General features: G+C 56.9%; 16 protein-coding genes and 1 tRNA gene. 14 read left to right on the top strand and 3 right to left on the bottom strand.

All coding sequences use genetic code 11. The features are described from left to right. A tRNA-Cys gene (locus C4885_RS13290) sits at positions 1 to 75 on the top strand. A gap of 492 nt (positions 76 to 567) precedes the next feature. Here the strand turns inward: C4885_RS13290 and C4885_RS13295 are convergent. Together C4885_RS13295 and C4885_RS16520 are read right to left on the bottom strand one after the other, a co-directional pair. Then, complete coding sequence (locus tag C4885_RS13295; protein WP_114000794.1) at positions 568 to 1137, bottom strand: NUDIX hydrolase; 570 nt, start codon at positions 1135 to 1137, stop codon at positions 568 to 570. 28 nt (positions 1138 to 1165) lie between these two features. Next, positions 1166 to 1333, bottom strand: a complete 168-nt coding sequence (locus tag C4885_RS16520) for a hypothetical protein (protein WP_158538899.1) — start codon at positions 1331 to 1333, stop codon at positions 1166 to 1168. 181 nt (positions 1334 to 1514) lie between these two features. Here C4885_RS16520 and C4885_RS13300 point away from each other — a divergent pair, with 181 nt between their 5' ends. The 11 genes from C4885_RS13300 to C4885_RS13350 all read left to right on the top strand — a co-directional run bounded on the left by C4885_RS13300 (position 1515) and on the right by C4885_RS13350 (position 8765). Then, positions 1515 to 2384: an ATPase, T2SS/T4P/T4SS family gene (locus C4885_RS13300; protein ID WP_158538900.1), complete on the top strand. Its 870-nt coding sequence runs from the start codon at positions 1515 to 1517 to the stop codon at positions 2382 to 2384. Beyond that, on the top strand, positions 2381 to 2863 hold the full coding sequence (locus tag C4885_RS13305) for a hypothetical protein (RefSeq protein ID WP_114000796.1): 483 nt from the start codon (positions 2381 to 2383) through the stop codon (positions 2861 to 2863). The genes C4885_RS13300 and C4885_RS13305 overlap by 4 nt, the downstream gene beginning before the upstream one ends. A gap of 56 nt (positions 2864 to 2919) precedes the next feature. Next, complete coding sequence (spoIIIAC, locus tag C4885_RS13310) at positions 2920 to 3114, top strand: stage III sporulation protein AC (protein ID WP_114000797.1); 195 nt, start codon at positions 2920 to 2922, stop codon at positions 3112 to 3114. A 16-nt stretch (positions 3115 to 3130) separates the two neighbouring features. After that, positions 3131 to 3511, top strand: a complete 381-nt coding sequence (locus tag C4885_RS13315) for a stage III sporulation AC/AD family protein (protein WP_114000798.1) — start codon at positions 3131 to 3133, stop codon at positions 3509 to 3511. 56 nt (positions 3512 to 3567) lie between these two features. After that, positions 3568 to 4527 carry a hypothetical protein gene (locus tag C4885_RS13320; RefSeq protein WP_158538901.1) on the top strand — a complete coding sequence of 320 codons (960 nt, stop codon included), beginning with the start codon at positions 3568 to 3570 and terminating at the stop codon, positions 4525 to 4527. 3 nt (positions 4528 to 4530) lie between these two features. After that, complete coding sequence (locus C4885_RS13325) at positions 4531 to 4962, top strand: hypothetical protein (protein ID WP_114000800.1); 432 nt, start codon at positions 4531 to 4533, stop codon at positions 4960 to 4962. After that, entirely contained in the window at positions 4959 to 5498 is a 540-nt protein-coding gene (locus C4885_RS13330; RefSeq protein ID WP_114000801.1) for a stage III sporulation protein AG, read from the top strand. Before C4885_RS13325 ends, C4885_RS13330 begins: the two co-directional genes overlap by 4 nt. A 14-nt stretch (positions 5499 to 5512) precedes the next feature. Then, entirely contained in the window at positions 5513 to 6223 is a 711-nt protein-coding gene (locus C4885_RS13335; RefSeq protein WP_114000802.1) for a SpoIIIAH-like family protein, read from the top strand. 235 nt (positions 6224 to 6458) lie between these two features. Then, entirely contained in the window at positions 6459 to 7307 is an 849-nt protein-coding gene (locus tag C4885_RS13340; RefSeq protein ID WP_114000803.1) for a transporter substrate-binding domain-containing protein, read from the top strand. 2 nt (positions 7308 to 7309) lie between these two features. Beyond that, positions 7310 to 7969 carry an amino acid ABC transporter permease gene (locus C4885_RS13345; RefSeq protein WP_114000804.1) on the top strand — a complete coding sequence of 220 codons (660 nt, stop codon included), beginning with the start codon at positions 7310 to 7312 and terminating at the stop codon, positions 7967 to 7969. 13 nt (positions 7970 to 7982) lie between these two features. After that, positions 7983 to 8765: an amino acid ABC transporter ATP-binding protein gene (locus C4885_RS13350; protein WP_114000805.1), complete on the top strand. Its 783-nt coding sequence runs from the start codon at positions 7983 to 7985 to the stop codon at positions 8763 to 8765. Between the two features lie 175 nt (positions 8766 to 8940). On the opposite strand, the gene C4885_RS13355 is transcribed toward C4885_RS13350, so the two are convergent. Then, positions 8941 to 10860: an NAD(+) synthase gene (locus C4885_RS13355; RefSeq protein WP_114000806.1), complete on the bottom strand. Its 1920-nt coding sequence runs from the start codon at positions 10858 to 10860 to the stop codon at positions 8941 to 8943. A 195-nt stretch (positions 10861 to 11055) separates the two neighbouring features. Here C4885_RS13355 and C4885_RS13360 point away from each other — a divergent pair, with 195 nt between their 5' ends. Beyond that, entirely contained in the window at positions 11056 to 11256 is a 201-nt protein-coding gene (locus C4885_RS13360) for a helix-turn-helix transcriptional regulator (RefSeq protein WP_114000807.1), read from the top strand. Further along, positions 11257 to 11715, top strand: coding sequence for a DUF6773 family protein (locus C4885_RS13365; RefSeq protein ID WP_114000808.1), 459 nt, complete (start codon positions 11257 to 11259; stop codon positions 11713 to 11715). It abuts the gene before it with no gap. The last annotated feature ends 139 nt before the right edge of the window (positions 11716 to 11854 follow it).

The following is an 11854-nucleotide window of genomic DNA, read 5'->3' on the forward strand; positions in this document are numbered from 1 at the left end:
GGTGACGTGGCCAAGTGGTAAGGCAAGGGTCTGCAAAACCCTCATTCGGCAGTTCAAATCTGCCCGTCACCTCCATAAGACTGTGATGAAAAAGTTGTCACAGTCTTTTTTGTTGTATCGCCGAAAATTGGCGATTTCGCCAACCAATTTTTAGACACGGTTTTACAGTGTTGTCCAACCATTTTCGGGCGGTTTTCCCACCCTGATGCCCACTATTTTGGCGTAAAGCTGGTCAATAAACGCGATTTTGGGGATGACCACTATGGCTACGGCATGATTTGTGAAAACTGAAATCTTGCGGTACCATAAAAACAGACAAAAATAAAAGGAGCAGCCGGTTAATCTGGCTGCTCCTTTTTGCATCTTTTAATAGTGGAATCTTGTGAAACCTCTAAGGCAATACCGCACAATTCCCGCCTTACGGCTTAAGCACCGCTCCGGCGGCTGCGGCACGGCATCTGCGTTGCCAAAATACTCGATAATACACAAAGTATTATCTGCGCTTTTGGCTTAGCAGCTGCCGCACCTCGCTCGCCGTATCGGCACTTAGAATTATGCGGTATTGCCCTAAATCGTTTTCATCTTTTCCAGCAGCTTTGCGTACACATGCTCCACGAACCACGGCTCGGTGGATTTTACCAGTGCTTCTTCCGGCGTAAACCAGGCCACACCGCTGTTTTCGTCCGCCTTAATGGCAACCGCTTCCTCAGAGTCGGCTTCCAGCAGATAAGTTACATTCAGATGCAGATGGCTGGAAACATAGCATCCACGCTTCACATGCCCATCCACGGTAAGTGACTCTAGCGAGAAAATCTCTTTGGAAACCGGCTGTACGTGCCGGATTCCTGCTTCCTCTTTTACCTCGCGAATGGCAACAGCCAACAGGTCGGTTTCGCCATCCGCGTGCCCGCCCAGCCAGGACCAGGAGTGGTAAATATTGTGGTATACCATCAACACCTTGCTGCGGTTCTTGTTTACCACCCAGGCGGATGCCGTCATGTGTGCCACGGCGTTTTCGCGGCTGAATGCGTTATCATTTGTTTTGATCCAATTCAAAATCAGGGCTTTGTCCTTTTCTTCCTGCTCATTGAACGGGCAGTAACGCTCAATATCATAAATCAATTCCCGGCAGGTCATACCCATGCAGCTCCTTTGCTTTGCGTTATCACTCGCGGTTATCCAGTACATAGATCACGCAGGCAAAGCCCACGATCATGGCAAACAAAATAGCACCGCCAAACCCGCTGCCGGAAAGGCTGACATTCGCATAGAACACAACCAGTGCGGTAAGAAGCATCAGGATGATGGGCGCAACCGTTCTGAACTTATCCATAAAGATACCCTCCTTTGAGCAGCATTCAACGCAGCGTTTACTTTGCTTCCAGTATAGCAGGAACCACCGGGAAAATCTACTGTGCCACAGTGGAAATCTGCCCGCTGCATACAATTTGCCGCGGCTGGTTCTACTGCTCCGCTGCCCGGAATACAGTGGGGGTGTGGAGGTGATACCCCAAATGGACGAGTATTATTCCGTGATCCAGTTCTTGCCGGAACCGCTGCGCACCGAGCTCAAAGCCATGCCGCCGGAACGCGCCGCCCGCGTGCAGGAAATCCGCCTGCGCGCCGGGCAGGCGGTGCAGTTTACGGTGGGCGGGGCCTGGCAGCCGGCGCAGCAGCTGTTGCCTGCAGCACAAACCGCCCTTGCCATCGGCCCGCGCATGCTGCGCAGCTGCTTTGCCGCCCTCTGCCGGGACTCCGCCTATGCCTATGAGGACGAGCTGAAACAGGGCTATTTCACCCTGCCCGGCGGCAGCCGTGTGGGGGTGGCAGGGGTGTGTGGCCCGGCGGGCTTTGCCGATATTACATCTCTCAATCTCCGCGTTGCGCGCCAGGTGCCCTGTGTCCTGCCGCCCCAGCTTCGCCGCACGTTGGATGACTTGAATGGCGGGATTCTAGTCGTAGGCACGCCGGGCAGCGGCAAAACAACTTTCCTGCGCAGCATCATCCGCTATCTGGATACCGCCCGCCGCATTTTCTGCGTGGCGGACGAGCGCGGCGAGCTGCTGACGGCAGGACACACCGTACACTGCGATGTCTACACCCGCTGCACCAAAGCGCAGGCCATCCAGATGGCGCTGCGCTGCATGAACCCTCAGGTCATCGTGTGTGATGAGCTGGGCACCCAGGCGGACCTCCAGGCCGTGGAAGCGGGCCTGGCCTGCGGCGTGGTGTTTGTGGCAAGTGTCCATTGCGATACCCTGGAAGCGCTGAACCGCAAACCGCCTACTGCCCGCCTGCTGGCGATGGGGGCCTTTGAAACCCTGGTACTGCTGGATGGCCGCGTGAACCCCGGCCATGCAGTGAAGGTCTGCACCCTGGCATGATGCTGTACTGCCGTTTGCTGGGAGCTGTGCTGCTGGTGTGTACAGGCTTTGCTGCCGGCCAGGCGCACTGCCAGCGGCTGTGGGCACAGTGGCGGGCGGTGTGCGGCTTTGAGCGTTTGCTTACTTATCTGGCGGACCAGCTTGCCTTTTGCGCCCTGCCCAGTGCGGAGCTGCTGGCCGCCGCGGCGGAACACCCGGCGTTTGCCGCCTACTGCCCGCCGAATGCTGCATCCTTTGCGGAATTACGCCTACCCCCACCGCTTGCTAAAACCTGCGGAGCGGAGCTGCATGCCGGGCTGCACACCATTGCCCTGTGCAGCAGGCAGCAGGCCCCGCAGACCATGCGCACGCTGGCCGCCCTGTGCCACCGCACCGCCCAAGGCCAGTATGCCGCCGCCCAGCAGGCCGCTGTGCTTGCCCCTAAACTGGGACTTTGCGGCGGGCTGCTGGCGGCCATTCTGCTCTGGCCCGCGGGGTGAAGCAGGGGATAACTGAAAAGGCGAAAGCGCGGCCGGCTTTTTATAGGGGAACCATCATGAACATTGATCTTGTATTCAAAATTGCGGCCACCGGCATTATTGTTGCGGTGCTCAACCAGCTGCTCACCCGCTCTGGGCGGGAGGATCAGGCTATGATGACCACCCTTGCGGGCTTGATCGTGGTACTTAGCATGCTGGTGCGCCAAATCAGCGATTTGTTTGTGCTGATCAAAGCGCTGTTTGATTTGTGATTGGTCATGGATAACGATGCTTATCTTAAAAGCGGCCGCCCTTGCCATTGTCGTCTGCGTGCTGGTGCTCTGCTTAAAAAAGGACCAGCCCGGCTTTGCGTTCCTGCTTTCTTTGTGCGGCGCGGCGGGGCTGCTGTGGTTCGCGGTGCAGCAATTGCGCCCACTGCTGGCCCGGCTGCAGCAGCTGGCCGGGCAGGCTGGCGGCGATTCGTTCAGCATTCTGCTGCAGGTGCTGGCCATCGCTTTTGTGGCCCAGCTGGCGGCGGACCTTTGCCGCGAAGCCGGCCTTGCTGCCGCCGCGTTCTGTATGGAATTCGTGGGCCGCATTTTGGCTATGCTGCAGGCATTGCCTCTGCTGCAAAGCTTGCTGGCCTCGTTTTTGTCCTTTTTATCGTGATAGCCTTCCCGCTGCCAGCCGCCGCGGCAGAACTGCCCGCTGGGGTGCAGCAGATTTTGCAGCAAAGCGAACTGACGCCGGACAAGCTCGTTCACATTACCTTGCAGGAGCTGCTGCAAACGCTGGCTGGTTGGCTGAAAAACGCCTGGGGGCAGCCGCTGCAACTGGCCCGGCGCGCGGTGCTGTTTTTGCTGCTTTCCAGCTGTGTTGGGCTGATGGCGGACGGTGGTGCCTGGCGGGACTGTGTGGACCTTGTGGCTGTGCTCGGCTTTGGCACCATTGCGCTGAATCAAATGACATCTCTCGTGCAGCAGGTTGCCCAGGCAGCCAACACCAGCCAGTTGTATGTATCCGGTTTTGTGCCGGTGTTTGCCGGGGTAGTACTGCTGGCGGGCCAAACCGCCGGAGCTGCCGTGTACAGCACGATGTTTTATGCCATGGCGGCCTTTCTGGCGGAAGTGCTGCAAAACTTACTGCTGCCGCTGCTGCAAATCTATTTCTGCTTTTCCGTTTCTGCGGCCCTTTGGGGGGATAGTGGCATTGCCGATGCCGCAAACCTGTTTGCCCGCTGTTTTACCTTTGCGCTCAAACTGTGCGGTATGCTGTTTACCTTTGTGCTGGGGCTGCAAAATGTGTTGGCCGCCGGGACTGACCGTGCAGCCTTAAAAATCGGCAAAAGCGTGCTGAGTGCTGCCGTGCCCGTCGTGGGGGATGCCGCTGCGGCGGCTCTGGGCAGTGCTTCCGCCGCAATCGGACTACTCAAAGGCTCATTGGCGTTGGCGGCGGTGGCGGCCCTGGGGGCAGCGTTTGCCCCGGTGCTGGCGCAGTGCGGGCTGTACTGGCTGGTGTTTTCCGGCATGGGCATTCTGGCGGCGGGACTGGGGCAAAAGCGCAGCAAGCAGATCTGCACCCTATTTGGCCAGGGGACGCGGCTGTGCGGGGCTATCTTGGTACTATATTTCTTTCTGGTAATTCTATCCACGCTGTTGCTGCTGCTTGGCGGGAATGGGGGCTGACTTATGGATACGCTGTGCCACGCGGCACTGGTTTGCTGCATCTTGTCCGCCCTGGCTGGGCTGGTGCGGACATTCTGGCCGCAAAATGGGTTCAAGCCAGTCATAAATGCGGTGCTTACGCTGTATATTATAACATCGGTCCTCCATGCGGTATCCGGCATGAACTGGCAGGGCTTTGCCGCGCAGCTCCAAAACTTTGCCAGCCAGAGCGCCCCCGGCGAGGACTATACCGCTTACGGCGCAGAGCTTGCCATGCAGGAATCCGCCGCAGCACTGCAAAAGCTTTTGCGGCAAAGCGGCATCGAATCCGTTGTGCAGCCGCAGGCGGGCGGCGTGCATGTGCGGCTGGTTTACCCGGCGGACCGGGAACAGGCGGAAACCCTGCTGCAAAATTTTGCGGGGGACCTGCCCTATACGCTGGAGAACACCCAATGACCGCAAAACAGAGTATCGCCTGGCTGCAGGCGGCGTGGAAGGATGATAAAAAGCGTATCAATCTCTTGTTGGTATCCGGCCTGGCGGGCATGCTGCTGCTCTGTATGTCGGAATGGCTGCCAGCCAGGCAAAGCACACAAAATGCCGCGCAGAGCAGCCAGCAGAGCCAGACGGCAGCGGAGTATGAACAGCAGCTGGAAACCCGCCTTGCCGCCCTGATCCGTGCCATGGACGGCGCAGGCGAAACCGTTGTTATGGTAACGCTGGACTGCGGGGAGGAAACCACCTATGCAGCGGATACCCGGATAGAGAAAACCAGCGAGGACACCCGCAGCAGCGCCGCCAGCCAGCGCACCCATCTGCTGGCCGGTGCACAGCCGGTGGTGCAGTCGGTTCAGGCACCGCAGGTGCGCGGCGTGGCCGTGCTTTGCCAGGGCGGGGGTAATGCCGGGACCCAGCGCCGCATCACAGAACTGGTCAGCGCCCTGACCGGCGTGGGGGCCAGCCATATTACCGTAAACAAAATGCAATCATAGGGAGGGCTAACGATATGGAAGGCAGAGCAACCAAACGGTATGCCACATTGGCGGCGCTTACCCTGGCGTTGGGCGGTGCAGTGTTTTTGAACTGGTCGTTCGCCGGGCGCACCCCGCAGGCGGGAACGCCGGAAGCCGTTGTGCAGACTTCGGCGGAAGCTGACGAGGACACGGTACAGACTGCCGCCCGGCAGCCGGAAACAAACGCGGCGGTGGAACCCATGACCGCCCAGGCAGTGTTTGATCCGCTGGAAAGTGAACCTCAGACCGCCGCCCAGGCGGATGCAGCGGAAGAAATGGAATCGGGCGGGCAGGCAGGCAAAAATTACGGCGAAGCCCAGCTTGTCAGCGTCAGCAAGGATTCCGGTACGGAATTTTTTGAACAGGCACGTCTGAACCGCTCCAAAGCGCGGGACGAGGCACTGGACGCTATCAAAAAGACACTGAAAAGTGCGGATTTGAGCGAAAGCGAAAAAGACAGCATTACCCAAAAGCTGCAAAACCAGATCAGCAGCATCACGGTGGAATCCAGCATTGAAAGCCTGATTAAATCCAAAGGCTTTGCGGACTGTGTTGTCAGCATTGGGGAGGGACGCGCGGATATCACCGTTATGACAGAAAACGACGCCCTGACCGCGGATGAAGTGACCCGCATCCGGGATGCCGTTTTAGGCAAGTGCAAGGGCCTGAGCGCGCAGGATATCACCGTTGTGGAGGTAAGATAAACCATGACCGGCAGGGAAGCGCTGCATAACCGCAGTCAAACCTTGCCGGTTTTGCTTTTTATGCAGGAATCATGAATAAGTATTGCAAAAAATAGCAAAAGAGGGTATTATAAACTAATAGTCAACCTCTTCGGCGCACTAAAGCACAAGGTTGGCGTGCAGTGCAAATGTGCAGCACTGCAGGAATGGTGCGGAGAACTTGCTCAGCACTGGTATAGATAAGGGAGGAAATGTTATGAAAAAGTTGATTTCTTTTGCTGTGGCGGGCATGTTTGCCCTCAGCCTTGCGGCCTGCGGCTCCAGCAGCAGTGCAGCTGCAAGCGTCACGAAAAGCTCTGCCGAAAGCACGGCAGCATCCACCGCTGACAGCGCCGCTGCAGACAGCGACTTGGCCTACCTGCAGAACAAGGGCAAAATGACCATCGGCTACACCGTGTATGAGCCGATGAACTACACCGATGAAAGCGGTACCTTTACCGGTTTTGATACCGAACTGGCAACAGCTGTGTGTGAAAAGCTGGGTGTGGAGCCGGATTTTGTCGAGATCAACTGGGATACCAAAGAGACCGAGCTGGCTGCCAAGAGCATTGACTGCATCTGGAACGGCCTGACCCTGACCGATGACCGCGAGACCAATATGGCCTGCACCAAGCCTTACGTCAAGAATGCACAGGTGGTTGTGATGAAGGCTGACGCCGATTACACCTCCACCGCAGACCTTGCCGGTAAGACCGTTGTGGCTGAGTCCGGATCTGCTGGCGAAACTACCATTGAAGAGGACGAGGGCCTGCAGCAGGCAGACTTTGTTGCCAAGAGCGTGCAGACCGACTGCCTGATGGAAGTTGCTGCCGGCACCGCTGACGCCGCTGTTCTGGACCTGACCCTGGCTAGCGCTATGATCGGCGAAGGCACCGACTATGCAAACCTTGTCATCAAGGACGAGCTGAATGTGGAAGAATACGGTGCTGCTTTCCGCAAGGGCAGCGATGTCGCCGCCGCTGTGGATACTGCTTTCGATGAACTGAAAGCGGACGGTACCATGCAGACCCTGGCCGACAAATACGGCCTGACCCTGGCAGACTGATCATGGGGGAAGCGGGTGTGATTTGGAGCCGCCTGACCAGCGCCTTCCTAATGAACTGTCAGCTTTTTGGGCTGACGCTGTTGTTTGCCCTGCCGCTTGGCCTTTTGGTGTCACTTGGCTCCATGAGCCGGTTCACACCGCTGCGGGGCGTGGTCAAAACCTTTGTGTGGATCATCCGTGGCACGCCGTTGATGCTGCAAATCATCGTTATCTACCTTGGCCCCGGTCTGATGGGCTTTGCCAGTCCTTGGGGTTCCAGCACCAATGGCCGCCTGCTGGCGGCGGTGGTGGCGTTTGTCATCAATTACGCCTGCTATTTTTCCGAAATTTACCGCGGCGGTATTGAGTCTGTTCCCGTTGGCCAGACGGAAGCTGGGCAGGTGCTTGGCATGACCAAGAGTCAGATTTTTTTCCGCGTTACGCTGCTGCAGGTCATCAAGCGCATCCTGGCCCCCATGGGCAATGAGGTCATGACCTTGATCAAAGATACCTCCCTTGCCAATGTGATCGCCAACAAGGAAATCATCATGATGGCAAAGGAATACAGCGCCAAGGGCTTGATCTGGCCGCTGTTCTCCACCGCGCTTTTCTTCCTGGTGTTTGTCGGGGCAATGACCCTGCTGTTCAACTGGCTGGAAAAAAAGCTCAGCTATTTCCGGTAAGGGGGACGTACATATGGCACTTTTGGAAGTTACCGGCATCAGCAAAAACTTTGGCAGTACCCATGTGCTGCAAAACATCTCTCTCAACCTGGAAAAAGGCGAAGCACTGGCCATCATCGGTTCTTCCGGCTCCGGCAAAACAACGTTGCTGCGCTGCCTGAACTTTTTGGAAACGCCGGATACCGGTGTGATCCGTGTGGACGGCAAAACCCTGTGGGATGCCGCTGACCCGGCCACCCACCGTGAAAGTGAAGTGCGCAAAAAGCGCCTGCATTTCGGCCTTGTGTTCCAAAACTTCAACCTTTTCCCGCAGTATACGGCTTTGCAGAACATTACCCTGGCCGGGGAGCTGCTGGCAAAAGAAAAACCGGAGTATAAAGCCAACCGCAAAGCTATTCATGCGGAACTGGAAGAAAAAGCTCGCACCCTTCTGGCACAGATGGGCCTTTCGGAGCGGGAAAACCATTACCCGCACCAGCTTTCCGGCGGCCAGCAACAGCGTGTGGCTATTGCCCGCGCCCTGGCGCTGGAACCGGATATCCTTTGCTTTGATGAACCAACCAGCGCCCTTGACCCGGAGCTGACCGGCGAAGTTCTGCGCGTTCTGCGCGATCTGGCCGACCAGAAAACTACCATGATCATTGTCACGCACGAAATGTCTTTTGCGCGCGATGTGGCAGACCGCATCCTGTTTATGGATGGCGGCGTGGTGGTCGAGGAAGGCCCTGCCCACCAGGTGATCGAACACCCGCACGAGGAACGCACCAAACAGTTCCTTTCCCATTACGGCACCTGATGCCCCGGATGACCGCCGCTCGGTGGTCATTCCAAGCGGCATAAAATAACAAACAAAATGCTCCCTGCCTGTTTTACCGGCTGTACGGTAACCAGGCAGGGAGCTTTTGCTATTTTATAACGCCGTGAAGCGATAAGAATTGAAAATAATGGAAATCAGAGATAGAACAGCAAGTTTATTTTGCCTCGATCTCATCCAATTCTTTCAGCCACAAAGCGTTGCAGGCATCGCTCGGCATACGCCAGTCGGCGCGGGGGCTGAGGGTGACGGAACCAACCTTCGGTCCATCTGGCAGGCAGCTGCGCTTGAACTGCTGGGCAAAGAACCGGCGGTAGAAGTTGCGCAGCCAGGCCAGCAGCACTTCCGGCTCATACCGCCCGGCAAATGCGGCCAACGCCAGGTGATAAATCTTGGCGGGTCCAAACCCAAAGCGCAGCACATAATACAGGTAAAAATCATGCAGCTCATACGGCCCAACCAGCTTTTCGGTCTGCTGGGCAATGGTGCCATCCGCGGCGGAGGGCAGCAGCTCCGGGCTGACTGGGGTATCCAGAATATCCACCAGCACATCACGCAGCACCGGCTGGCCGCAGGTATCGGCCACATACTGCACAATGTGGCGCACCAGTGTTTTGGGCACCCCGGCGTTCACACCGTACATGCTCATGTGGTCGCCGTTGTAGGTGGCCCAGCCGAGGGCCAGCTCGCTCAAATCTCCGGTGCCGATCACAAAGCCGCCGTTCTTGTTGGCGTAATCCATCAATTCCAGCGTGCGCACACGGGCCTGGCAGTTTTCAAAGGTCACATCATAGGTGTGCGGGTCTTGGCCGATATCAGCAAAGTGGCTTTCCACCGTGTTGGTAATGTTGATTTCGGTAAAGCTGACGCCCAGTGCTTCGCACAGAATCTCCGCGTTGGAGCGAGTGCGCTTGGTAGTTCCAAAGCAGGGCATGGTAATGGCAATAATGTCCTTGGGGCCACGGCCCAGCACCTTGCAGGCGCGCACGGCAACCAGCAAAGCCAGGCAGGAATCCAACCCGCCGGAAATACCCACAACAGCGCACTTGGCGTGGGTGTGCTCCATACGCTTGGCAAGGCCCTCAGCCTGGATGCGCAAAATCAGCTCGCAGCGCTCGGCGCGAGCAGCATCATTCTGCGGCACAAATGGCGTGGGGGAAACAAACCGCGTCAGCGGTGCTTCTGCCACTTCCAAATCAAAGCTGATGGTCGTGTATCCGGCGGCATCCGGCACAAAGGTCGTGTTGCGGATACGCTCCTGCACCATGCGGCCAAGGTCCAGCTCGGTTGCGGCGGTACCGTTGGCGAAAGGCTCGGCCTCGCACAGCAGTGTACCGTTTTCCGCAATCAGATTGTGGGCGGCAAAGGTCATATCGGTGGTGCTTTCACCGTGCCCGGCGTCAGCATACACATAACCGCACAGCAGGCGGGCGCTCTGCCCAGCCACCAGCTCCCGGCGGTAGGCAGCTTTGCCTACCGTTTCATCGCTGGCAGAAAGGTTTGCAACCACCGTTGCCCCGGCCAGCGCATGGCTACAGCTGGGGGGCACAGGGGCCCAAAGGTCCTCACAGATTTCCACCCCAAGCACAAACTCCGGCATCTCGCGGCAGGCAAACAGCAGGTTGGTGCCAAACAGAGTGCGCTGCCCGGCAAAGGTGATTTCAAACGCATCTTTTGGGCCCGGCACAAAATGGCGGCGCTCGTAAAACTCGCCGTAATTGGGCAGGTAGGTTTTGGGTACAAGGCCCAACAGTTGCCCCTTGCAAACAACCGCTGCACAGTTGTACAGCTTGCCGTTATGGCGCACCGGCAGGCCAACCAACGCCACCACGTCCAGCTCTTTGCTGGCATCGAGAATCTGAATCAGCCCATCCTCGGCGCCGCGGCACAGTGTTTCCTGCAAAAACAGATCGCTGCAGGTATAGCCGGTCAGGGTAAACTCCGGCAGGCAGAGCAGTTTGGTTCCGGCAACAGTCTGTGCGCGCATGGCGGCAATGATCTGCTGCGTATTGTAGGCACAGTCAGCAACATGCAGCGCAGGGCTGACGGCTGCTGTGCGCAAAAATCCGTATTTCATGGGTAGCCCCCTTAATCATAATAAAATAACACTGGTACCATGATAGCATAGCCACCCGGGAAAGGCAAGAAGAGGCAATTTACAAGATGACAAAATGTAATATATAGTTGACATAATGTAAGGCACATGCTATACTGCAATCACAGCAGCAAAGCAAGGGACTGCCACAAAAGGATGCAAGAAAAGGGGAGCCATATGCCCAAAAACCTGAAACTAAAAGCTGCCCGTGCCGAAAAAGATATGACACAGGCCGCTTTGGCCGAAGCCGTCGGCGTTTCGCGCCAGACCATCAACGCGATTGAAAAAGGGGAGTATAACCCCACCATCAACCTGTGCCGCGCGATCTGCAAGGCACTTGGCAAAACATTGGACGAACTGTTCTGGGAGGAACCATAAATGAAACAAAATATTTTCAGCAAAAAGAACCAGCTGGACGAAATGCAGGAACAGACCCTGCGCAAAATTGAAAGCCGCGGCTTCTGGCTGATGTGGTGGGGCCTGTTTGCCGTTATGATATTCCAGCTTATGATGCAGGCGGACATCAGCCAGATGGCAGGGGAATGGATCGTGTTTATGGCCGCGTGCCTTTACACGCTGGAAGAATGCCTGCGCAATGGCATTTGGGACCGCCACATCAAGGCCAGCCTTAGTACCAGCATTGTGGGCAGCCTGGTCGGTGGTGTGCTTTCCGCAGTGGTCATGATGTTTGCGACCCATAGCCTGGCTGTTGCCGGTGTGACCGGCGTTATTACGGTCGTGTTCACCTTTACGCTGATGCAAGCGGCAATTTCGGAGTATAAAAAACGCCACCAGGAACTGGAAAACGCGCCGGAAGAAACTGATGAACAGAAATAAAAACTGCCGGCAGTATGGTTTATAATAAGGCGTTTTGCTGCGCTGCAAAACGGATACGCTAAGGCAACACCGCACAATTCCCGCCTTGCGGCTTAAGCACCGCTCCGGCAGCTGCGGCACGGCATCTGCGTTGCCAAAA

Origin of the sequence: Subdoligranulum sp. APC924/74 (assembly GCF_003324125.1) — a bacterium.
In the GTDB taxonomy this organism is placed as follows: Bacteria; Bacillota; Clostridia; order Oscillospirales; family Ruminococcaceae; genus Gemmiger; species Gemmiger qucibialis.

What these genes read in the sequence shown, in the direction of transcription:
- C4885_RS13300 (WP_158538900.1), top strand. Translation starts at nt 1,515, where the DNA reads ATGGACGAGTATTATTCCGTGATCCAGTTCTTGCCGGAACCGCTGCGC.
- C4885_RS13315 (WP_114000798.1), top strand. Translation starts at nt 3,131, where the DNA reads ATGCTTATCTTAAAAGCGGCCGCCCTTGCCATTGTCGTCTGCGTGCTG.
- C4885_RS13295 (WP_114000794.1), bottom strand. Translation starts at nt 1,137, where the DNA reads ATGACCTGCCGGGAATTGATTTATGATATTGAGCGTTACTGCCCGTTC.
- C4885_RS13305 (WP_114000796.1), top strand. Translation starts at nt 2,381, where the DNA reads ATGATGCTGTACTGCCGTTTGCTGGGAGCTGTGCTGCTGGTGTGTACA.
- C4885_RS13340 (WP_114000803.1), top strand. Translation starts at nt 6,459, where the DNA reads ATGAAAAAGTTGATTTCTTTTGCTGTGGCGGGCATGTTTGCCCTCAGC.
- spoIIIAC (WP_114000797.1), top strand. Translation starts at nt 2,920, where the DNA reads ATGAACATTGATCTTGTATTCAAAATTGCGGCCACCGGCATTATTGTT.
- C4885_RS13365 (WP_114000808.1), top strand. Translation starts at nt 11,257, where the DNA reads ATGAAACAAAATATTTTCAGCAAAAAGAACCAGCTGGACGAAATGCAG.
- C4885_RS13350 (WP_114000805.1), top strand. Translation starts at nt 7,983, where the DNA reads ATGGCACTTTTGGAAGTTACCGGCATCAGCAAAAACTTTGGCAGTACC.
- C4885_RS13325 (WP_114000800.1), top strand. Translation starts at nt 4,531, where the DNA reads ATGGATACGCTGTGCCACGCGGCACTGGTTTGCTGCATCTTGTCCGCC.
- C4885_RS13345 (WP_114000804.1), top strand. Translation starts at nt 7,310, where the DNA reads ATGGGGGAAGCGGGTGTGATTTGGAGCCGCCTGACCAGCGCCTTCCTA.
- C4885_RS13360 (WP_114000807.1), top strand. Translation starts at nt 11,056, where the DNA reads ATGCCCAAAAACCTGAAACTAAAAGCTGCCCGTGCCGAAAAAGATATG.
- C4885_RS13330 (WP_114000801.1), top strand. Translation starts at nt 4,959, where the DNA reads ATGACCGCAAAACAGAGTATCGCCTGGCTGCAGGCGGCGTGGAAGGAT.
- C4885_RS16520 (WP_158538899.1), bottom strand. Translation starts at nt 1,333, where the DNA reads ATGGATAAGTTCAGAACGGTTGCGCCCATCATCCTGATGCTTCTTACC.
- C4885_RS13355 (WP_114000806.1), bottom strand. Translation starts at nt 10,860, where the DNA reads ATGAAATACGGATTTTTGCGCACAGCAGCCGTCAGCCCTGCGCTGCAT.
- C4885_RS13335 (WP_114000802.1), top strand. Translation starts at nt 5,513, where the DNA reads ATGGAAGGCAGAGCAACCAAACGGTATGCCACATTGGCGGCGCTTACC.